General features: G+C 46.2%; 22 protein-coding genes. 14 read left to right on the forward strand and 8 right to left on the reverse strand.

The features are described 5' to 3' along the window. Nucleotides 1-13: 13 nt before the first annotated feature. Nucleotides 14-514 carry a peptidoglycan-associated lipoprotein Pal gene (pal, locus tag HW988_RS16305; RefSeq protein ID WP_142701508.1) on the reverse strand — a complete coding sequence of 167 codons (501 nt, stop codon included), beginning with the start codon at nucleotides 512-514 and terminating at the stop codon, nucleotides 14-16. Between the two features lie 133 nt (nucleotides 515-647). Between pal and HW988_RS16310 the strand changes: the two genes are divergently transcribed. The 8 genes from HW988_RS16310 to HW988_RS16345 all read left to right on the forward strand — a co-directional run bounded on the left by HW988_RS16310 (nucleotide 648) and on the right by HW988_RS16345 (nucleotide 8,369). Continuing rightward, nucleotides 648-3,605 (forward strand): PD40 domain-containing protein, encoded by a 2,958-nt coding sequence (locus HW988_RS16310; protein ID WP_181605222.1) that lies wholly within the window; start codon nucleotides 648-650, stop codon nucleotides 3,603-3,605. A gap of 41 nt (nucleotides 3,606-3,646) precedes the next feature. Next, entirely contained in the window at nucleotides 3,647-4,489 is an 843-nt protein-coding gene (locus HW988_RS16315) for a hypothetical protein (protein ID WP_181605223.1), read from the forward strand. A 396-nt stretch (nucleotides 4,490-4,885) separates the two neighbouring features. Next, nucleotides 4,886-5,392, forward strand: coding sequence for a hypothetical protein (locus tag HW988_RS16320; protein WP_181605224.1), 507 nt, complete (start codon nucleotides 4,886-4,888; stop codon nucleotides 5,390-5,392). 140 nt (nucleotides 5,393-5,532) lie between these two features. Then, complete coding sequence (locus tag HW988_RS16325; RefSeq protein WP_181605225.1) at nucleotides 5,533-5,802, forward strand: Flp family type IVb pilin; 270 nt, start codon at nucleotides 5,533-5,535, stop codon at nucleotides 5,800-5,802. After that, nucleotides 5,771-6,136 carry a TadE family protein gene (locus HW988_RS16330; protein WP_181605226.1) on the forward strand — a complete coding sequence of 122 codons (366 nt, stop codon included), beginning with the start codon at nucleotides 5,771-5,773 and terminating at the stop codon, nucleotides 6,134-6,136. The genes HW988_RS16325 and HW988_RS16330 overlap by 32 nt, the downstream gene beginning before the upstream one ends. Continuing rightward, nucleotides 6,133-6,846: a hypothetical protein gene (locus HW988_RS16335; RefSeq protein ID WP_181605227.1), complete on the forward strand. Its 714-nt coding sequence runs from the start codon at nucleotides 6,133-6,135 to the stop codon at nucleotides 6,844-6,846. Before HW988_RS16330 ends, HW988_RS16335 begins: the two co-directional genes overlap by 4 nt. Nucleotides 6,847-6,960: 114 nt before the next feature. Then, nucleotides 6,961-7,488 (forward strand): hypothetical protein, encoded by a 528-nt coding sequence (locus HW988_RS16340; protein WP_255490077.1) that lies wholly within the window; start codon nucleotides 6,961-6,963, stop codon nucleotides 7,486-7,488. 8 nt (nucleotides 7,489-7,496) lie between these two features. Beyond that, nucleotides 7,497-8,369, forward strand: coding sequence for a hypothetical protein (locus tag HW988_RS16345; protein ID WP_181605228.1), 873 nt, complete (start codon nucleotides 7,497-7,499; stop codon nucleotides 8,367-8,369). Here HW988_RS16345 and HW988_RS16350 read toward each other — a convergent pair. Together HW988_RS16350 and HW988_RS16355 are read right to left on the reverse strand one after the other, a co-directional pair. Further along, complete coding sequence (locus HW988_RS16350; protein WP_181605229.1) at nucleotides 8,366-9,634, reverse strand: amidohydrolase; 1,269 nt, start codon at nucleotides 9,632-9,634, stop codon at nucleotides 8,366-8,368. The genes HW988_RS16345 and HW988_RS16350 overlap by 4 nt on opposite strands. A gap of 54 nt (nucleotides 9,635-9,688) precedes the next feature. Further along, on the reverse strand, nucleotides 9,689-11,719 hold the full coding sequence (locus tag HW988_RS16355; protein WP_181605230.1) for a hypothetical protein: 2,031 nt from the start codon (nucleotides 11,717-11,719) through the stop codon (nucleotides 9,689-9,691). 195 nt (nucleotides 11,720-11,914) lie between these two features. Here HW988_RS16355 and HW988_RS16360 point away from each other — a divergent pair, with 195 nt between their 5' ends. The 3 genes from HW988_RS16360 to HW988_RS16370 all read left to right on the forward strand — a co-directional run bounded on the left by HW988_RS16360 (nucleotide 11,915) and on the right by HW988_RS16370 (nucleotide 15,549). Further along, complete coding sequence (locus HW988_RS16360) at nucleotides 11,915-13,024, forward strand: hybrid sensor histidine kinase/response regulator (RefSeq protein ID WP_181605231.1); 1,110 nt, start codon at nucleotides 11,915-11,917, stop codon at nucleotides 13,022-13,024. Nucleotides 13,025-13,099: 75 nt separating this feature from the next. Beyond that, on the forward strand, nucleotides 13,100-14,410 hold the full coding sequence (locus tag HW988_RS16365) for a type II and III secretion system protein (protein ID WP_181605232.1): 1,311 nt from the start codon (nucleotides 13,100-13,102) through the stop codon (nucleotides 14,408-14,410). Then, the gene (locus tag HW988_RS16370; RefSeq protein WP_181605233.1) at nucleotides 14,407-15,549 is read left to right on the forward strand and encodes a CpaF family protein; all 1,143 of its coding nucleotides are present in this window, start codon (nucleotides 14,407-14,409) and stop codon (nucleotides 15,547-15,549) included. Before HW988_RS16365 ends, HW988_RS16370 begins: the two co-directional genes overlap by 4 nt. Here HW988_RS16370 and HW988_RS16375 read toward each other — a convergent pair. Next, complete coding sequence (locus tag HW988_RS16375; protein WP_255490078.1) at nucleotides 15,452-15,880, reverse strand: hypothetical protein; 429 nt, start codon at nucleotides 15,878-15,880, stop codon at nucleotides 15,452-15,454. The two genes, HW988_RS16370 and HW988_RS16375, sit on opposite strands and share 98 nt — an antisense overlap. Nucleotides 15,881-15,998: 118 nt before the next feature. Continuing rightward, nucleotides 15,999-16,769 (reverse strand): DUF1266 domain-containing protein, encoded by a 771-nt coding sequence (locus HW988_RS16380; protein ID WP_181605234.1) that lies wholly within the window; start codon nucleotides 16,767-16,769, stop codon nucleotides 15,999-16,001. A 77-nt stretch (nucleotides 16,770-16,846) separates the two neighbouring features. On the opposite strand from HW988_RS16380, the gene HW988_RS16385 reads away from it, so the two are divergent. After that, a complete protein-coding gene (locus HW988_RS16385; RefSeq protein ID WP_181605235.1) occupies nucleotides 16,847-17,500 on the forward strand; it encodes a DUF4097 family beta strand repeat-containing protein in 654 nt (217 codons plus the stop codon). Nucleotides 17,501-17,510: 10 nt separating this feature from the next. Here HW988_RS16385 and aspS read toward each other — a convergent pair whose 3' ends face one another. Further along, nucleotides 17,511-19,349 carry an aspartate--tRNA ligase gene (gene aspS / locus HW988_RS16390; protein ID WP_181605236.1) on the reverse strand — a complete coding sequence of 613 codons (1,839 nt, stop codon included), beginning with the start codon at nucleotides 19,347-19,349 and terminating at the stop codon, nucleotides 17,511-17,513. A gap of 366 nt (nucleotides 19,350-19,715) precedes the next feature. On the opposite strand from aspS, the gene HW988_RS16395 reads away from it, so the two are divergent. Then, nucleotides 19,716-20,021, forward strand: a complete 306-nt coding sequence (locus HW988_RS16395) for a polyhydroxyalkanoic acid system family protein (protein WP_181605237.1) — start codon at nucleotides 19,716-19,718, stop codon at nucleotides 20,019-20,021. 49 nt (nucleotides 20,022-20,070) lie between these two features. After that, nucleotides 20,071-21,198 carry an RNA polymerase factor sigma-32 gene (locus tag HW988_RS16400; RefSeq protein ID WP_181605238.1) on the forward strand — a complete coding sequence of 376 codons (1,128 nt, stop codon included), beginning with the start codon at nucleotides 20,071-20,073 and terminating at the stop codon, nucleotides 21,196-21,198. 3 nt (nucleotides 21,199-21,201) lie between these two features. On the opposite strand, the gene HW988_RS16405 is transcribed toward HW988_RS16400, so the two are convergent. Continuing rightward, nucleotides 21,202-21,468, reverse strand: a complete 267-nt coding sequence (locus HW988_RS16405) for a hypothetical protein (RefSeq protein ID WP_181605239.1) — start codon at nucleotides 21,466-21,468, stop codon at nucleotides 21,202-21,204. 115 nt (nucleotides 21,469-21,583) lie between these two features. Beyond that, nucleotides 21,584-21,919, reverse strand: coding sequence for a hypothetical protein (locus tag HW988_RS16410; RefSeq protein ID WP_181605240.1), 336 nt, complete (start codon nucleotides 21,917-21,919; stop codon nucleotides 21,584-21,586). Nucleotides 21,920-21,971 lie beyond the last annotated feature (52 nt).

A 21,971-nucleotide genomic window follows, 5' to 3' on the forward strand; every position in this document is an offset into this window, starting at 1 on the left:
AACCCTTTCTTAATTACTGAGCAGGTACGAAGTTAGCGCGGCGGTTTTTGCCCCAAGCTTCTTCAGAGTCACCGTTAGCAACTGGTTTTTCTTTACCGTAAGAGATAGTGCTCAAACGATCCGCTGGGATACCCAAAGAAACCATGTAAGCTTTAACTGCGTTAGCACGACGCTCACCCAAAGCTACGTTGTATTCGATAGTACCACGAGAGTCACAGTGACCTTCGATTTGTACTTTCACGTTACCGTTCTTTTTCATCCAGTCTACGTTTGTAGCGATGTCTTTTTTAGAAGCCGCATCCAAGCTAGATTTGTCGTAACCGAAATGAACAGTTACTAGACCCGCGATTTTGCCAGAGTCAGAACCTGCTGGATCAAAGCTCATTGGCGTTGATTCAATTGCAGTGTTTCCAGTTGGTGAAGTTTGAATGTTTGCATCTGATTGAGCTTGTTTATTTTTACAACCAACTACCATTGCACATGCAACAAGACCTAGAGCCAATTTACGAACCATGATGTCCTCCTATGAAGTTCGAATAGGTACAATTAACACAGTAAAAACTTTAATTTATAGCGGCTTATTGTCAAACCTTTGCTTTCTTAAAGTGTGTTGCGTTGCTGTAAGCGGCAAATATTGAGACGGAAATATGCAGGTTTTTTTATTTCGAGCGATTACTCTGCTAAGTTTACTGACTTCTGTGACTGTGAATGCACAATGGGAAGTACAACCGCATATCAAATGGAAGACTCTCTCGACTCCCCACTTTGAAGTTATCTATAATGCCGAGCAGCAGGACCTTGGTCTTCTCTATGCCGAAAAGTTAGAACGCGCCTATTACCAATTGCAAATTTACTTTAGTGAAGCCCCACCGAAAACAACCGTCGTTATTAACGACAAAACTGACATCACAAATGGTTACGCCACCCGCCTGCCTTATCCCCATATTATGGCATACCCCGTTTTGCCGGGACCCGAAGAAAGCTTAGCCGATACTGGCGACTGGGCTTTCGAGCTTTTAGCTCACGAATACACCCATATTTTAAACTTTGAACCTGCCGGCGGAATTATGGTTCCCCTGCGCGCGGTCTTCGGTTCGGTCGTCGCGCCCAACTTGGTTTTACCAAATTGGTGGAAAGAAGGCTTGGCCGTCGAAATGGAAACCCGCCTGGGCAACAAGGGTCGCCTGCGATCTTCGTATCAAGATTCCTTAGTCCGAGCGATGGTTGAAGATCAAACGCTGTTCAAATATACGATCGCCGAGATCAATGAAAGCATTCCGACATGGCCTGAAGGTTCTCGTCCCTATATTTTTGGTTCCCTGATGTGGAGTCAGATCCTGGCCGACCAGGGAAAAAAAGTGGTCGATGCCCTGAACCAACGCCACGGTCGCCGCATTCCTTACTTCCTCGAAACACCAGCTGAGGAAAATCTGGGCATGGAGTACTCTGCGCAATACGCAAAAGCTTTGAATGAAACTCAAGTGCGCGCGCAAACTCAGCTAAAAACTTTGCGTGAAGTTCTGCCGACTCCATTTGTTCCGTTGAGAAACTCTTACCTGTTTTTGACGGCACCAGCGATTTCTCCTGATGGCAAACGCATGGCTGTCGTCACCGAGGACGATTCGAACAACCGTGCGGTTAAAATCATTGTTCGTGAAGACACAAATACCAGCTTCATGGATGCCAAAGAAACCGACACGATCGAAAAATTTGATCAGAACTTTACTCCGACTTTGACCATGGATGAACCTCCTTCCGGAAGTATCCAAAGAGTCAGCTGGTATCCGGATTCTCAAAAAATAGTTTATGACAAAATCGACGTCACAAATAAGGTCGATCGTTTTTCTGACCTTTTTCAGTTTGATATCCTGAAGAAAAAAACTCAGCGCCTGACTCGAGGCTTGCGCGCCCGCGAACCGTCGGTCTCGCCTGATGGAAATAAAATCGTATTCGTTAAACTCGAGGGCGGAAAAACCCATCTCGCAACATTGGGCTCCCTCGAAAACAGCAAGGAAGTTAAAATTCTGTTCTCGGCCCCGATGATGGACCGTATTTCTTATCCCGTTTTCTGGAATGATGACACGATTGTGTTTTCGCTTCGTCATGATGGCAGCGAATATCTATATACATATAAATTCTCCAGCAAAGCGGTGGAAAAAATCCTGGGCGATTTCCCCGACGCACGCTTCCCGCGTAAAACTGTCGCGGGCCTCATATTCACTTCCAGCAAAAATGGCACGCAGAATATTTATGTGGCAGATGAAAGACTATTTTCAGCAAAACCGCTGACTCACACTTTAACTTCGGTTTTCTCGGCGGACATTGATCCTTCGCTACAGGAACTTTTCGCAACTTCAATGACTTCACAGGGTTTAAAAGTTGTTGCCTACAAACCTCAAGACTGGAAAGCGACTCCCGAGGAACTGCCACAAATCACACCGATGCTAGCTGACCGCTATACTCCCCCAACAGAACAGGAACTGGCCGTGGACCAAGCCCGCGCCGAAACAGCCGTTCGCCAGGGAGAGATCCAAGATTACTCTGCGGGTGGATACCTGTGGCCCCGCTTTTGGGTTCCGTTCATTGCGGGATCTTCGAGTGATACCGGCTTGATTTTAGAAGCGATCACGATGGGTTTTGACCCCTTGAAAAAGCATTCCTACACGATCATAGCGACCTGGGACACAGCCATCAACAGAGGCGGGATCGATGCTTCCTATACTAATCAACAAACGAATTTGCCGTTTTTATTAAGTGGCTACACGCGAAGCAGCTACATCGGAACCGTGGAAAACAAACTCACAGACACTTCCTATGCTGGTGCCGTTTTGCCAGACATGTTTTGGTTGTCGCGCTATACGAGTCTGCAGCTAGGTTGGCAGTATCTGCAACGTGAAGTGGTTCTTTCGACAAATCCGATGACTCAAAGAACCGGCCCTTACGCCTATTTTTCTTACACCAACTACAGCAAATCAGGAGCACAGATTTCTCCTGAATCCGGTGGCAGTTTTTATCTGGGTGCTTACAACTATGTTCAGCACGAAGACTATCTACATCACTCACAGTTCATCGCCGGAATCACCGCCTACAATTCGCGCTTTCTTCCAAAGCATCACTCGTTGATGTTGCGCTTGAATGGAATGTACACGCCGGAGGTGATCTCCTCGCTGTATGGCGCATCCTCTCAAAATATCGTGCAGTCTCAAGACAGTCCCTTGCCACAATACATTTTGCGTGGGTATGCGCGCGGGCAAGTCTACGGTCGCAATATGGCAAGCTTTACCGGCGAGTATCGCTTTCCAGTTTCTAATATTTATAGTGGCTCAGGCACTCTGCCAGTTTTCTTCCGTCGTGTGACAGGAGCATTGACCGTTGACGGGGCTGCCGCCGATGGGGTTTTGGTGAATGATTCCACCAATCAAATCGTCTATAATGCCATCAACATGAAACGCAGTTTCTGGAGTGCCGGCGCTGAAGCCCATCTCGAAACAACACTGGGTTTTATCGCTCCGGTGAACTTCATTGTGGGTGTTTATCAGGCCTTTAATGCCCCTAAAGGTTCAGAAACCGCCCTCCAAACCTCGATTCAAATCACCGGTTTTTAAGGCTTCGCCCTGGCCCATAATTTGTAACTACCAAGAGTAAGATGAAGATAAAATCTTGCTCTCAATTCAGACGCTTTCTGCCAGGTTTCGCAGTGCCCACTTTCGGTCACAGCCACTGCAGTTCGACAGTGCGTCTCATTTTGAGACAGCTGATTTTTGCAGCAGTTTTACTTTCAAGTTTCACCTTCCAAGCCCAAGCCGCAGAAATTTGCTCCGCCGTCTTCACCCCAGAAAAGGCCCCGTACATCTCTGAAAGAGTCGCAAAAAATAAATTCGTAACCAACCGCCACTTTGAAGAATACGCACGTGACCTGCACCCCGATTTTAAAAACAGCATCGTAAACCTAAGTGCAAATCAACATTGGATCGACCTAGGCGCCGGCAAAGCCACGGCCCAAATTGATTTCCTAAAATCTTTCAGCAACAAAAACCAAGCCCCCCAAGCCACAGCCGTTGCCTTCAAACTGGATCGCTGGTTCAAACCCTCCTCTTTCGACGGAAAACTAAAAATCCAAGAAGGCGCCTACGAGACAATGCCAACCGCAACCTGGAAAAAAGCCGACATCATCACGGATGTCTATGGCGTCCTTTCCTACACAGCCAACCTCTCCCAAGCCCTACAAAAAACCATCGATCTATTAAATCTGGAAGGCGAATTGTACCTATTGATCAGCCCCTTCGCGACACAGATCAAAATCAACAACGAACACATCACCCTAACCCAATACCTAAAATCCATCGAAGGCCTCAAAGTCGAAGAAGGCACAACCACGTCTCAACTAAAAATCACAAAAACAAAAAACAACATCCAAATCCCCCCAATAGAACTACAAAGATACACCGACCAAGCCCCACCCCTAAGAACCTACACCCCAAAAAACTAAAACCCGCTCCCCCATTCTAAAGCCCCCAGCCATTAACGAATCTCCTTCGATCGAATCCCACTTCTAAAAACACAAAACCGAGCGGCGCAAGGTTTCAAAGGAGAGGGGAGTGGCACGCAGCGGGACCGGGGACGGCTTTGGCTTTTTGCGACCTCCGCCGGCGCACGATGCGCGAACCCGCCAAAGGCGGGCGGCGGCTGAGGGCCGGAAGCCCGAGTCGCAAAAAGACAAAGCCGACCACGGGCGCGCGGAGGGACACTCCCCTCTCCTTTGAAGCCTTGCGTCGCGGCGAGCCAAACCGCTCTGCCTTGACAAAGATTGATCCCCCCGAAATTATTAAAGATAATGACAACTAGCGCCCAGGATTGGTGCTTATTGTATTTGGGGGGACAGTCGATGGAAAAAATCAGCTGGATTAAAGAACTTGTGAAAGCTGAACAACAAATGGAAGAGTCCGGACTTATTGATATGAGTTTTGGCTTTGACGCTGACAAAATACTTGTTGGCGAAACTATCCAGTTCCTGTTGGCTCTAAAAACCGAATTTGTAGATTCATCTTCAGCATTTAACGAACTAAAGCCTTCAGCTTTGGGTCGTATCAAAATCTACGGTATCGCAAAAACTCATGCTGACTTTATGTTGTTCCGTAACGGCTTTAAAATGATCTTCTCATTGAAGGGCCCAGGACAAATCAGTGTTCGCTTTAACTTTATCGGCACAAACTACATCCCAACTCCAGGTGCTGCGGAAGCGCAAGCAACGAACGTGATGGATGAGCATGTTGTTGAAGCAAAATGGGGTGCGTTTGGTGAGTTGATCTGGACTTACCAAAACCAACCGGTGAAGTTGGAATACATGGTTCGCCATTACCTGACTTTGTTCATTAAAGAGAGTTCTAAATAGTTTTAAGAAAAAGGGAGCCACAAGCTCCCTTTTTTTATTTCCGCCGACGGCTTTGTCCGCCTGACGAGATCACGATACCGTTTCTTTCACTGGAAATTACTGTTCCATATTTGCAAACCTCACCTGCGGAGGTTTGATCAATGAATAATATCATCAAAAACAAAAATGGCCAGGGCCTTATCGAATATCTTATTATCGTGGCCATCGTTGCGGTTGGTAGCATCGCCGTTATCAAAGTCGTGGGTGCCAACATCGACGTGCAGTTCGCAAATGTTGCCAAAGCTTTGGGTGGAGATTCCGGCAAAGTAGCAGCCAAAGAAGTCACCGAAGGCGTGTACAAAAAACGCGACTTTGGAAATTTCTTTGAAGACTCCGTCAATGACAAGTCTAACAAATCCAAAGGCAAGTAAAGGACAAGGACTGATAGAGGCTGTCTTAATCCTTCCGGTTTTGATGGCCCTTATTATGCTCCTGTTTCTTGCCGCCTACCGCGCCCTCGTCTATTTTTATGCAGACGCAGCTCTGCACGAAGCCATGATTTGCACAGATTCTGAATCTATCTCCAGCTGCGAACGTGAATTTAAAACTCACATTCAAAAAGTTCTGCTGAATGGTGAAGTTCCAGAGCTTCGCCTAAATCAGCGAGGCTCTGGCAAAAGATACACTCTTCAAGGCGAAGTCAAAATCCAGAATCAAATCATGATTCGCAAAGAAATGAAATTCCCACTTAAAGGTACGTTATGACATTGTCTGATCAAAAAGGCTTTGCTTTAGCCCTGATGGTGGCACTCCTTCCCGTGGTCTTGGCTGTAGGGTTGGCAAGTTATGCCGTCATGACATTTCTGCAAATCGAACAACGCTTTCTGTACACCTGTCGTGCTGGAGGAATCGAGGGGCAAGAAATAGCGGGAAAACAAATCGAAGCGCTTTTAAAGCTAAACCCCAAAGCCAGCAAGTTAATCCAAAAAGAAAAACAAGCCCTGGAAAAGATCGCGGCCACTACAGGCACACCAGCTCAAGCGGCTGCCATCATCGAACATGAAGCGATTCTCGCCCAGCAAGGAATTTTAAAACTCCGCCAGCAGCAGGTAATCATCCAGGGAAATTTTGCTTTACAGATGGCGCAACAAAATACCGTGCGAAAATTGGGACTGCTGAATGCTGATATCACCGGATACAAAAGTCTTTTTGAATCCATTGCGCGCATCGAACCTAAAGCGGCTCCCCGACTGGCCGTCTCACCGGAGGGCGCGGACATTGCTCCGATTTACCGAACTGATTCCGACATCGAACAACGTCAAGCTTTGGTGCATGAATGGCAATATCAGCTTCGCGTGCAGCGATACCTGCAAAGTTTTATCTCTGGAGAATATAAATTTAAAAAGTTCTGCGCAGTCACGGTGACAGAAAAGGGATCCTCATGGACGCCAAAAATTATCAGGGTCAAATTTTAATCGAAGCCTGCCTTTTTATGTTCTTTATTCTGCTGGTGTTCTGCATTGGCTTCAGCAAATTCAATGAAAACAAAAACGCGGTGAACTCGAAGGGCTATCAAGGATATAAAAGTTATGAAAATATTAAACAAAGAAATCAGCGCTTCCAATTTTCAAGCGACAAACCTCGTAAATAAAATCAAAGAACTAAAATTTGAACACAAGCTTTTACTCGGCGGCTTTATCATTTTGGGTGCCATTACCTTTTTGAATAGCAAACCCACACTCCCCCCTGCCACAGCGGAAACCGCACCGGAATCCCTGGATACTTTTATTCCCCAAGGCTTAACACTGATTCCTCTGGAAATTGCCAATTCAGAAGCTTTAAGTTCCATCGTCGGTAATATGGGTGGAGTTGTAGATCTGTATCTTACACCGACCGACGCACGCAAAGGAGGGGTTCGCGTGGCTTCGCGCGTGAAGCTGGTTCGTGCTCCCAGAAATCCGGATCAGTTCGCCATTTTGGTTAAAGAAACTGAAGGACAAAGAATCCTGCAACAAAATGGACCCTTTATAGCCGTTGTACAAAACCCTGAAGTGCGTGGTGGAAAGCTAACCACCACCGAAAAACAAAACGCCGTCAGAATCGAATACTCAAACTAGGAAATTTTATGAAACGATTCATTCTTGCCTTCATAATCGCGTTCTTCACGGAAAAAGTCTTCGCCAGCGGCGTACTGATTCAGGCCGCTGGCAGCAGCCCGGCCGAATTTGATTCTTTCCTTAAAGAGCATCCGGAAATGGCTTCTTTTAGTCAGCACCTGGTTCAGCGCCTTCAAACGAACGGTCGTCAGGAAGAGGAACTCTACAGAATCGGTGAAAATCTTGAAGCGAGCCCAAAGAATATTTCAGACTCTCTTCGCCTTGTACAAAAAAGCGGTCCGTTGAGCTTGAACTCGGTTAATTTTCTTTACGATCTTTCATCAAAGCTTATGGAAAGATCTGATTTGAAAAATAATCTAGATATAAAAACTGTGAATTGCAAAGTACGGGGACTTTTGGGAATGCCCTTGGAAAAGTGCCCTAAAGTACGAGTGGATTTTATAACCATCAACAGACAGTGGCCTACAGCACAGACTCTGGTAATCGAATCCAACCCCTACACTATCTCAACGGCAAACTCCCTGGAAGTTTCAATCGAGGCCGTATATGAATTTCAACTGCTGTCTGATACTCACCAGGCAGTCAATTTTCACGGAACGTACAATCAGCTGATGCAGCAACACTTTGTCTTCGTACCGATGGTTGCTGGCACTTGCAGTGGTTACACAACCAGCATTGATGACTTCAACATTCAAAGTTCCGGGACTCTATTTTTCTCAAGGGATTGCCTTAAGCCTGCAAACGCTCCGCTTTCGGGAAATCGCTTTAGCGAATGGCTCAACGAAAACAAATCCTGGGTCTATCCATTGGGAATAATTTTAGTGGGTAGTGCGGCAGCCTACGGTTTGAAAGATAAGAAAATCGTCGTGGAAAAACCTTAAGTCAAATCCAAGGCTTTTCCGTCAAAAACGACTTCTTGGATGCGATCATCATCGATCACAGTCCATGAATCAGTCCACGTAGCATCAGGATGGGCATGATACACGCTCAAGTCCCCAGTGAAACGTTTGATTCTTTCTTTCGGACTTTCTTCAAGAGCTTGTTTGTTTGCAAAAAAAGACGTCGGTTCAATCGGACTGTCGCAACCAAAAGAAATCGGAATCTGTGCATTCTTCAATGCTTCCCACGGGAATGCATAGGAATACAAACCGCGAAGTTTTTGTTGCAACCATTTACGATCACTTAACCAGTGACAAGGTTGCATATGACAGCGCACATGAAGTGGCTTCATCATCTGAATGGTTTCAGATCTTAAAACTTGTGCGTGTTCTAAATTCAAACGTCCCACGAAACCTTGTGCTGACACTTTACGTGCAAGCTTTACGATTTGATGAGCAGCTTCGTCTCCAATGGTATGAACTGAAACTTCCAGCCCCGCGGCCCACGTCAGCTTTAAAACTTCCTCGGCGTCTTCTAATGACCACAAAGTCTTGCCGAAGTTATTCCCCTCCCCATTATAAGGGCGAGACAACAATGCGGTTTCTGAACCTAACGAGCCGTCATAGAAAAATTTGATGCCTTTAGCTCTTAACAAACGAGTTGATTGCTTGCGTGCCAGCAAAATGGAAGCAATCGCTTGATCCAATTGATTCAGTTCATGAATGGTGTAATTTTCCTCGATCGCCAAGGTCAGCTCTCGCGCATCTTCCATCTCGACCAAAAGATTCCACAAAGAATCAGTGCAAGACATATCGCGGATGTGAGTGAACCCCGCACGATTAAACATTCTGCAGGCGGCGAGAATTTGCAGACGCTGTTGGGCTTTTTCGTACGGAGGGATTTTATCGAAGCTTTGCAGATGATCTTTCTCGCTCAGCAGCCCCGACTCGGACTGCAAACCCAGTCCTTTCAAAGCCTGAGAATTCACCCACGCCGTGTGACCATCGGCACGGGCAAGATAAACAGGATAGTTCGGGAAAATTTCATCGAGCTGCTGTTTCGTCGGAAGTTTTTTATCCGCCCATTTATTTTCATCCCAGCCAAAGCCCACCAGCCAACCGCCACGAAAAGCGGTCTTGCCCTGCAAAGACACATGGCGAATGGCTTCCGCGCTGGGCAGATCAAATAGCATCAACCCTGTCGCAAATTCGCCAGTAGCTAAAAAATGAGTATGACTGTCATAAAGACGCGGGATCTTTAAATGCATAAGGCCCTCTGTTTTATCAGAGGGCCTTATACTTTTTAAGTTTTAATTTTTAAATTAGCGACCTGTGCCGACGCCAGTCGAAGTTCCATTGTTATTAAGAATTGGAACTTGGCCCGGAACCGTCACACCCGTACCAACCGGAGTTGTCGCTGTGCCGCTGCCACCCATGATCACGCCACCTGGGTAAGTAACTGTACCCGTGTTGTAGTAACCAGAAGAACCAGAACCACCAATATAGCTTGTACCACCGGAATACGCGCCGGATTGGATGTAATAAAGTTTTTGCTGCAAGTTCATGATTTCAGAAACAACGCTCGCTGAAGCTTGTTGACGCTGCATTTGAGCTTGGAAGTAAGCTTGCTGTTGTTGCATCTGCATTTGCATCATTTGCTGTTGCATTTGCATCATACCCATATCACCCGCGTAACCGCTGGTCATAGCACCCGTGTATGTGCCATAGCCACCCATGCCGCCTGGATATGCGCCGTAACCCATACCACCTGGATAAGATCCATACCCCATTCCACCTGGGAATGCGGAACCAATACCACCACCACCGATGAATGAGTTCATGGCCATACCGCCTGGATATGCCCCGTAGCCCATTCCACCCGGGTAAGAACCGTAACCCATTCCACCTGGGAATGCAGAACCAATACCACCACCACCGATAAATGAGTTCATGCCCATACCACCTGGATATGCGCCGTAGCCCATACCACCCGGATAAGAACCGTAACCCATTCCACCTGGGAATGCGCCACCGATTGCTCCACCACTAATAATTGAACCCATGCCCATGCCACCTGGATATGCGCCATAACCCATACCACCTGGGTAAGCCATACCTGGGTAACCACCCATCATGCCACCCATCGGACCAGACATTCCCCAAGGACCCATGCCACCAGCGTAAATACCGCCGCCCATTTGGCCGCCACCGTTCAAATAGGGGTTACCCCACATTCCAGTTCCGTTTGCGCCACCCATAGGACCATACATACCCATTGCGCCACCATTTTGGCCCGCACAACCGAAACCGCCAGCACCGATGCCTGTCGACATCGCCCCGTACACACCCGAACCGCCACCCAACGCTTGCGTCAAACCTGTCGCAAGATATGGAAAGCCCATCAAGAAAGATGGAGCAGGATTCATTGGGTAACCAAGATTCGCAGCATTTTCGATAGCGTATTTATTTTGTTGGTAACCAAGATAAGTACCAAACAGACCCATACCCACATTCGCGATGACACTCGTCCAGTCAGTTTGAGGTTTAGTATATGTATAACCATTTCCTGAAGCCGCACAGTTTGGACAGATGCCTGCTTCAGTTTGCTCACGTTGAGCATCCTGACGAGCTTGAAGAGCGTCTTTACGAGCGTCTCTTAGACGATCTTGTGCATATTCAATAGAGCGATCAATATTTTCAATATCGCTACGTAGCTTATTCGCTTTTGATGTAGAAGCGCTGTAAGTTTTCAAAGCCGCTTTACATCTGTCAGTGCTACCGATTTTGCGATCTTGAACTTGGAACGGAGCAAAGCAGGCTGCCGGATTGATCGTGCCTCTTTGACTTCGGTTACAAACATAATTCGTTTTTGTATCTAGACCATTCCACTGAGCTGGAGAGAAATCACCCGCTTTGCTTTTGGGTGCAGATTTTTGCTGACCTTCTTCGCCGACAACAACGCCGTCTGCTGTAAAGTCTTCAGCGTAACCTTCATACTCGTCACAAGATTTCGTGCCGTCCATGTGTTCAAAAAGAGTCTGAGCATAGTTGTCAGCAACGACGTCTTCGATATCACGTCTTGCATACTTCATGTCTCTCTCTGCTTTTTTCAAATCAGATTTTTTTTCTGCTTTGTCTTTTTTCAATTCAGCGATTTGCTGTTGAAGATCAGCAACATCATCGTCTTCGCTTACTGCTGCTTGACCACCGCCGTAATTATAGGGGCATTGTTGCATGCCTCCATATACACCCGTACCCGCCATGCCATAGTTGGCAGCGTATTGGGCTTTGGCATTCAGTGCGAAACTCAACACGATCATCAGTGGAGTTGCAACGCGAATCCATAATTTCATATTCGATCTCCTGAAAAGAAAAAAACGTATATTCGTTATACTAATCGTCAGGATAGAGGAGAGACTTGACTCAAAATTGATCAATCCCGACCAATATTGAGTATTCTGGACCATGCTCGCCGTCTTCCATGACAACATAAGTACTTCTTGAAAATACTTTGCACTCGTACTCTTCAAATCCTACACTACCTTCATATGAGCAAGCACACAATTCTTTGTGTTGACGATGAAATAGATAACGTAGAGGCCTTAGAGAGGTTGTTTCGAAAGAAATATACTGTACTTAAGGCTACGTCCGGAAAGCAGGCTTTAGAGGTTCTCGACCAACATCGAGGCGCGTTGGCATTGATCATTACCGACCAACGTATGCCTGAAATGACGGGAGTGGAGTTTTTAGAAAAAACTCTGGAATCTCATCCTGAGACAGTCCGTATTCTTCTGACTGGTTATACAGATCTAGAATCCGTCATCTCAGCCGTGAATAAAGGTCAAATTTTTCGCTACATCACGAAACCTTGGGATCCCGTGGATCTTGCGAACACCGTGGATCACGCAGTTGATCGCTTTGCCTTAGGCCAAGAACTGAAAACGAAAAATTCAGAATTAGCAAAAGCGTTGGAGGAATTGAAAAGTCTGGATGTCGCGAAATCCAACTTTATGATTCTGATCAATCATGAATTGAAAACTCCCCTGACATCCATCTTAAGTTTTTCAGCCCTCCTCAGTGAATCGGCATTGGCAGATGAAGACAAACTGATGGTAAACCGCATTTCTCGCAGCGCCGATCGTTTGAAAAATCTGGTGGACGATGTCTTGTTGATTGTTCGTGCCGAAACAAATCAGCTTAAGATCGACGTGCAAAACGTTTCGTTTTCTGAGTTTAGCGATCTTCCTAAAGAAGTCGTAAATCTTTTGAATCAAAAAAATATCACGATTGGAAATCACATCTCACCTAACGGAGTGCTGGCAGACGTGCGTTTGGTGAAACAGATTATGCAAAGATTGATTCACAATGCAGCGAAGTTTTGTCAGGACGGAACTGAAATCGAAGTGAAAGTTGCTCCAGAAGCAAATGTGGCTAGATTCTCTGTCACAAACCGCGGCCCTCATCTTTCCAGTAAAGTTGTGGAAAAAATCATGAAGCCTTTTTACATTGATGAAGATGTCATGCACCACTCATCAGGAACTGGCCTGGGGCTGACAATTTGTCAGGCGATTTTGAAAGCACACGGTTCACACTTGCAATTTAAGAATACCGATCAAGGTGTGATGGTTTCTTTCGAACTTCCTCTCGCCAATCCGTAAATGTCCGAACCTCGCAGGCTCATACCATATGAACTTGCGAGGCCCTGCGCTTAAAGGTTGCTCTGGCACCCTCCCATGAAGACCTTTCTATTTTTACTTTGTCTGATTTATTCCCATATTACCTTCGGTTCCACTACTGAAATCGTTCTTTCCTTAGGCGAATCCAGCAGTTTAAACATTCACGCCCACTCATCTGTGTGGATTCAGGATCGCGCGATTCTAAAGGCCGACGCCTTGGGGGCACGCCTAAACATCAAGGGTGTTGGCGAGGGGATGACCAACGCGCGAGTCGACGGAAAACTTTATCGCATTCAAGTCGTCCACCCCGCAAAACGGGCCGCTCTATCTGACTTGAAAAAGCAGTTGGCAAAATTTATCGGACTGAATGCCGAAGTTGGTGAAGGTGACTTATTGGTCACGGGACGCCTGTATCGCCTTCAGGATTGGATCCGCCTGGCTGATTCGTTGAAAGATTCAGGCATCACTTATCAAATGCGCGCAGTAATGTCTCCGACTCTGCAAAATGAAAGTCAGCAACACCTCAGTGACCTTTTGAACAAAGCAAAAATTCCTCCGCAAACTATTATCTTTGTGCCAGCACCAGAAGTTCGAGTCGCTGGAAATGATCTGGTATTACGTAAGTACCAAAAGCTATTACTACCCTATGGTATTTCCATCGTGAAGGATCAAACCAGTCTGGACATTGCGCCGACAGTGAAAGTTCAAATCACTGTAGCTGAAGTCATTCACTCCAATGCCGTGAAATACGGTATCAAATGGCCCCAAGAGTATTCTGCGACTGTATTACCTAAGGACGGAAACGTGTGGGGCGAAGCCGTCTTTACCGCGCAAGCATTTGAGGAAAAAGGCTTTGGAAGAATCCTAGCAAGTCCCAATATCATCTGTCGCAGCGGCAGCGAGGCTGAATTCCTTGCTGGTGGAGAGTTTCCAATCAAGATCATGAATTATGAAGTTCAAGATATCGTGTGGAAAAGATATGGGATCTTGCTGCGAGTGAAGCCCCGCGCAGATGCCGCGGGCAGAATCAGTCTGTCCATTGAGACGGAGGTATCGACGCTGGATCAAGCCCGTGCCGTGGATGGTGTACCCGGAGTTTTAACCAATCGGGTCTCCAGTCACTTTGATTTAACCCGGCCACAGACCATTGCTCTTTCAGGTTTGTTAAAAAATGATGAGGGAAACAGCTCAAGCGGTCTGCCAATACTTTCCAGAATTCCTATCCTGGGCCCGCTGTTTTCGAGCAAAGACTTTCGAGAAAACAAGTCTGAACTTGTGATCTTTGTTCGCCCCTCCATCATGAATGAAAATGAAAACAACGGCGAAGGCCGTCCCCGCCACCTGGGCGAAATTCAAAATAGCATATGATCACACTTCTTAAACAGCACTATCTGGATCTTCAGGTTGCAATTCAACGCCTGCCCTTAAACGAGTTACTGCTTTCGCCAGACGAGGAAACGCAGTTGCGTTCGCAAAAAATCGACCAATTAATTCTGCAAGAAACCTCCCGAATGAATTCTGAAATGGGGCAAAGACTTCGGGCAGAGTTTTATTCCTGGGGACCTTTGTGCAGCTTGATGGAAGACGAAACCGTTACAGAAATTCTGGTGAATGGGCCCGACAAAATCTGGTTCGAAAGAAATGGTAAACTGATGGAACATCAGGACGGATTCTTATCTGAAATCAGCTTCCGCAATTGCATTGAACGGATGTCCCAAGCGGCGAAGTGCTTTATCACTGTTGAACATCCTTCCGCGGACAGCAGCTTTGGTGACTTTCGTTTAAGCCTCGTCGGCGCTGACTTAACTCAGTCCCATGCGCATCTATCCCTCCGTCGCCATCCGAAAAATCCTTGGACATTTGATAAATTAAAGTCCCATCAGTGGTGTGGTGATCGCGAAGTGGATTTTTTTAAACAGCTGATTCAGGAACGAAAGAATTTTCTGGTTATTGGCTCCACAGGATCCGGAAAAACGTCGGTATTGAATTCACTATTGGATTTGCTACCCGCAAACGAGCGCGTGGTGGTCATCGAAGATACTTCGGAAATCGCACTTTCAAATAGTGCCAGCATGAAGCTTCTTACCCGGGAAGATCCTCAAGGCATTTTGCCGAACATAGACCAAACTCAACTGGTAAAGCGTTCGTTGCGATTAAGACCGGATCGATTGGTGATGGGTGAAGTACGTGGAGCTGAAGCGAAAGATTTTTTAATGGCATTAGCAACGGGGCATGCGGGAAGCTTTGGAACGCTTCATGCGCAAGATCCGCAACAGGCTTTGATTCGCCTGGAAATGCTGATCCAAATGGGTGCACCCCAATGGAATCTGATAGCAATTCGTCGCCTGATTCAGCTCTCGCTCGACTACATTCTGGTTGCCGGTCGAGAGCCATCAGGTTTAAGAATTTTTAAAGGGGCTTATCGCCTGTGTTCTCTTGAGGACCACGGCTTCCTGGTTGAGCCATTGGACCTGACTTCGTCGGGAAGAACTCTTGAGCGTCTTTGACGTTATTCAAAGCTTCCTCTGAACGAGTTGTTTCCGCGTTTTCACGAGCGATAGACTTCGGATTTGTAAAGAAGGCTTTATTCAAGTCTTCGATAACTTTCTTTTTGCTCATCTCAGGAGTTTTATAACTGATGGGAGCTTCGGGCTCCGGCATCGCTCCTGATTGGCGCATTTCTTCCAACTGTTTGCTCAATTGAACTCGGTCACCCAAGGAATTTTTTCCTTCGGGACGACCAAATGCGGGAGCACCTGGGCGCGCCGGTTGGGATGCTGACACATCCGTCGCTCGGGTTCTTGCGCTAGAAGGAAGGATTCCGCTGATCTTATCCATACCACACCTCCGTGTGTGTTAAAGAAAACCATCCATGGTTTCCCTTATACTTCGTATCGGATTAAGACGTCTCAGCTTGAGACCTGCAGCGGATTTCTGGACCTAGGTCAGAGTTTAACTAAGACAGAGGATAGAAATTCCAAGGACTTGCGGGATGCCCCAGCAGTCTTTCGCAGATTTTCTTCACCAAGGGATCTTCACTGCCCGACCAAAATGTTCGACCAATCAGGAAGCTTTGGGAAAACTCCATCCAGTCATGAAACTTGCCCTCGGCGATGGGCGCCATTTTTAAAATTTCAGCCCACGCTTCGTTGTCATTTAAATATCCTGCAACAAAACTCAAGCGCGCCAGGTGGACAAAACGAGCTGCATCCCAAGCAAGGATGCCGTGTTGTCCTAAAAACTTATGTGTTCTTTGAAACCATTGTGCGAGTTTACGAATGTCCTCGTCGGAAATCTGCGCTGGTTTGTCTTCGCTGAAATCAAAAGTGAAAACCTGTTTGAATTTTTCCAGCGTGTGGTGATCCGGGTTTCCCTCAGCAGGAACGATACCACGCAAAACATTGAACTTTACGCGATGACCCTGTTGGCGAATGTCTTCCAGATTCTTAAGAGCATCTTCGCGACTTTTAACTCCCCAATAATCCTGCAGAATTTCGATACAATCCGCTTTAATTTCATCGCCCCAGTTCATGTCCAGGCGAAAAAAGTACTCGCCCACTTCTTCCAAAACCTGATCTTTGACGTCCCCGGCCAATTCCTGACCTTCCACCAAATCGGAACCAATGATTTCGTACAAATCGTCCAGAAGAAAGTTTTCTTCAATAAATACAGCTCCCATGCACATCATGTTTTTTTCTAAGGTTGTTTCGGGCAAAACTCTTTGCATGAGGTAACTCCTGTGGAAGATCTGTCTCTTATTCAATTACGTTTCTTTGTCATTTTCAATGTGATAAATATGAGACCATGTTGAAGAAGCTGATCATGGGTGCGATTGCCCTCTTTTTTATTTTTGTCGGCTCGATGATTATTCTCATCGGATACACGATCTATAATCCAAATTCGATCTTTACGGCTTTCAATAAAGTCACCAGACACTTTGCTGCCGGCGAAGATCATAAGGAACAAGAAGAATACTTTCTGCAAGGAATTCAAACTATCCAGGTGCGCAGCAACCGTATGCCAATTCATGTGCGAACATACAATGGTTCAACATTAAAAGTTTTGGTCGAGGGCAAAGCTCCCCGTTTTGAAAAAGGTCCTTTTGTCAGCCAGATCACAGAGTCAGGAAAGTTGACTCTGGAACTGCACGATCCGATGTCCACACATTGGATTCATTTGAATATCAATGGCGAAGAGTACACCGAAGAATCAGACTCCAAACTTGAGGCTTCGGTTTATCTTCCGGAAAAATACGCCGGCCAACTGCAACTGCAATCACAAAGCGGAGATATTGAATTTGTCGTGGATAAAAATCAGATTTTCGAATTTGAATTAAAATCAGAGATCGGCAAGATCGATAATCACGCTCAGATGAATCCTGCCGCGGCCACATCTTTAGATCAAGTGGCTAAGATTCACATCCTAACCACTTCCGGCAATATCACAGTCACTAACTAGAGCAAGGCTATTAAGCCTCGCTCTCTTTCGCAGTCACACCCTTGACTTTATCCGCCAAAGTTTTCTCTGCCAAAGCACTCAAACGAATGCCCACTTCCGCAAGCTGATCGTTTTTCACTTCACTTGGACAATCCGCCATCAGGTCCGTCGCTTTCGCCGTTTTCGGGAATGCGATCACTTCACGGATAGCGTCTGTTTCACAAAGTAGCATCACCAAACGGTCCAAGCCCCAAGCAATACCACCATGTGGAGGAGTTCCGTATTTCAGAGCTTCCAAGAAGAATCCAAATTTGTGTTCAGTTTCTTCTTTGCTCATGCCCAATAAACGGAACATCGCCTGCTGAATTTCATTACGATAGATACGGATAGATCCGCCACCCATTTCGTAACCGTTACAAACAAGGTCATAAGCTTTCGCCAGGATCTTGCCGTAAGCCGCTTCGTTCGTACCCAACAAGTCATCAAAAGACTCATCCTTAGGAGACGTGAACGGATGGTGACGAGCGACCCAGCGTTTTTCATCCGGGGAGTACTCAAGAAGTGGGAAGTCCACCACCCACAAGAATTTGTAGGTTTTTGTATCGATCAAATTCAATTCTTTACCCAAGTGCAGACGCAATGTCGAAAGTGCTGCGCAAGCGATATCGAATTCATCCCCTACGATCAAAGCACAGTCGCCTTTTTGGGCGCCGGTCGCCATAAAGATCTCTGAAAGTTTTTCTGGCGAGAAGAATTTGGAAACTGGAGAACTCAATGTGCCGTCAGCTTCAGATTTGATCCAAACCAAACCTTTAGCACCCGCACGTTTTGCCATATCCGTCAGTTTATCAAATTGACCGCGAGAGTATGTACCACCTTTAGGAACAGCGATACCACGCACGATACCATCACGAGACAAAACATCGTCGAATACTTTAAAGCCAGAACCGGTTACAATGGATTTCAGATCTTTGATTTCCATTCCAAAACGCGTGTCAGGCTTATCGATACCATAACAATCCATCGCGTCCTGATAAGTCATACGCGGGATTTCACCCACGTCGATACCTTTGATCTCTTTCCAGATCGTGCGAAGCATTCTTTCATTCATCGCCATAATGTCTTCTTGATCAATGAAAGACATTTCCATATCGATTTGGGAAAACTCAGGCTGGCGGTCCGCACGCAAATCTTCGTCACGGAAGCAACGAGCGATTTGGAAGTAACGGTCATAACCACCGATCATCAAAAGCTGTTTCAACGTTTGCGGAGACTGTGGCAACGCATAGAACGTCCCTTGGTTCACACGTGAAGGAACCAAATAGTCACGTGCACCTTCCGGAGTGGATTTGTAAAGAATCGGAGTTTCAACTTCCAGGAAGCCGTTATCTGACAAGAAACGACGAACCACTTGAGCCACCTTGTGACGAGTGATCAAGTGAGATTGCAAACGCTCTGTACGCAAATCTAAATAACGATATTTTAAACGCAGCATTTCGTTTACGTTGTTATCGCCCGCTTGGAACGGAGGAACTGCAGACTCATTCAGAATTTCACAACGAGTTGCTTCGATTTCCACTTCACCTGTTTTGATTTTAGTATTTTTCATACCGTCAGGACGCGCACGAACGATACCTTCAACCGCGACAACGAATTCGCCACGGAGATTTTTTGATGCAGAAGTTTCAGCTTTGTTTGGATCAAGAACGACTTGAACGATACCTTCGCGATCGCGCAAATCAATGAACACCAAGTTCCCGTGATCGCGTCGCACATCGACCCAACCCATCACAACAACTTTTTGCCCAACATTGGCTGCAGTCATTTTACCGCAATAATCAGTTCTCTTAAGATCCTTAACAAATTTCATGGATAACCCTTATCAAAGGTAGAACGCTCGGAACTATCCCAAGCATCCAAAAATACTCCCATTTTTATTAAAAAAGGTCAAAATCCAACGCACCCCTCCCCCACATTCTCCCCATCAGAATGCCGACCTGAGCCTCTGGGTCCTGAGGACTTATGTATTTTTGAATTAACACTCGACGAGGAGGGAAAGCTTTAAGGCGGGAGGGCTTATCGCAAGTTCCACAGCGAGCCCAAAGCCTAGGCAATATCACAAATACAAATCGAGCGAGGACTGTCCAAAGCGAGAAGCCCTCCCGCCTTAAAGCTTCCCCTCCGGCGCCACGAAGCGATATACTCAAAAAACAGAACGTTTGAAAGGACCGCAAGAATGCCTAAGTTCACGATTAATCACGATTCCAGCCAGCCCGCGCCAGAAGCTTATAAGAAAATTAAAGAATTTTTGGCAAATGACCTTGATCTTCGTAAATTCGATCCCAAATTGAAGTGCGATTTCAGTGATGGAACGATGAGTTGCAAACTTAATGGCTCCCAATTCAAAGCTGACATGAATGTTGCTGCTGCGGGCAATGGCAGTAAGGTATCAGTTGTGGTGGATCTGCCATTGATGCTTACTCCGTTCAAGGGTAAGGTGCAGGAAACTTTGGAGCGTAAGCTCGCTAAGTATCTGGCTTAAATCCTGGACTAATTTATCCCGCTAATTGTTCGATTTCGAAAAAGGGACTATGGCAAAAACCAAGGCTAAAACTTCTCCCGAGAAGGACAAAAAGGTAACGGTGGCTTCCAAAGAAGCCACCCCGGCAAAACCTACGCCTAAAAAAGCCCCTGCAAAAAAAACTTCCAAAGAAAAAGTCGAACCCAAAAAAGTTGTCGCGGAAATAGTTGAGGACGAATCATCGGATTCTATGGAGCATGCAGAGGCTGATAAAGCTTACGCGGTTCCTTCTTCTCATGACGAGGACGCTGACGAGTTCGCAGAGACTGAAGAGTCCCCCAAGCTTCCAAGTATTGATAGCTCCAAGGCACTGACATCCAGCGACCCTTTGGTGATGTATTTGAACGAAATCCGCAAATACAAAGTTCTCACCAAAGAAGAAGAGATCGCTCTTGCTAAAAAATATTTCGAAACCAAAGATCCCGAGGCAGCTCAAGCCTTGGTGAAGTCAAATTTGCGCTTCGTCGTCAAAGTCGCAGCGGAGTATTCTAAGTTTGGTGCGAAGATGATCGACTTGATTCAAGAAGGTAACGTAGGACTGATGCATGCCGTGCGCGAGTTCAATCCCTATAAAGGTGCCCGACTGATCACTTATGCCGTTTGGTGGATCAAAGGTTACATTCAAGAATATCTGATGCGCCAATATTCCATGGTGCGCATTGGTACAACTCAGAATCAAAGAAAACTCTTTTATCAGCTACAGAAAGAAAAAAACGCCTTGGACGCAATGGGTGTTGAACCCACAACGGCTTTAATCAGTTCTCGACTGGGAATTCCTGAAGACGAGGTTCGTGATATGGCCATGCGCATGTCAGGCCGTGATGTAAGTTTGGATAAACCGGTGGATGATGACTCTGGTACCAGCCTGGGTGATCTGCAGAAAGGTTTCAGCGATCAACCATTGGATGAGCAAATGGCGCGCGAAGAACAACTGGATATCTTAAAACGGAAAATCGAAGAAATTCGCCCTGAACTTTCTGACCGCGAAAAGATCATTCTGGATGAGCGTATTCTGAATGACGAACCCCTGACTTTACAGGAGATCGGTGAAAAATACGGCATCACGCGTGAGGCTGTTCGCCAGATGGAAGCGCGCTTGATGAAAAAGATCAAAGTCAAAATGGAAGACGAAGAGTAACAACTAAAACTTCCATTCCAAGCTGGTCATCGCTTTCATTTTATTGGCTGCCTGACCCGTAAAATCATCGACCGCCACATGGCTGATCAATTTACATTTCATTTTTTTGATTGGTTCTGCCCAACCCACCTGCATCTCGTGATCCTTTAAATTGCCGCTAAGCTTTTCAAAGCCGTCGCCTTTTAATTCGACTGCTGCTTGCGCCGCTGTGGCTTGGAAGATTAAAAAGAAACCCATTAAGACCGTCATGATTTGTATTGCTGTTCTCATGGATTTAATATTACTAGAACGTGCCTGAAATCACTCACTCACATTCAAGCTGTTTCAAGACAAACTCCAAGTTTCTTGCATAAGAAAAATCTGTTAGCCCTTTGCTCTCACAAATTTATTCGAATTGTGCAGGAATCTCTGAACCTTGAACCTCTCCGTCTGGACGATCAGGCTGAACTCTTAAAGCTCCGTCAGTCGAAGGATTGCAATCCCGACTGTGGTTTTCCAGTCTCGCCAGATCGTTCATTTTCGTCATGCGTGATTGATCGGGACAAGGCAGAATACCGGGTTGTTTAAACAAGCTGGAAGGTCTGCGTGACGTCGTTTGGGATTGTTGGGCCGTTCCATCATCGCTCATTAAAGTTTCTGAACGTAATGTCGCTGGAGCTGCAAAAGCGAAAGAGGATGCAGATAAGATCAAAGTTGCCAGAAGTACCTTTAGAATTCTCATAATGGCCTCCCTGTTCATATACGAATGATAGCACATCTCCAAAAGCAATTCC

Origin of the sequence: Bdellovibrio sp. KM01, assembly GCF_013752535.1 — a bacterium.
Classification (GTDB): domain Bacteria; phylum Bdellovibrionota; class Bdellovibrionia; order Bdellovibrionales; family Bdellovibrionaceae; genus Bdellovibrio.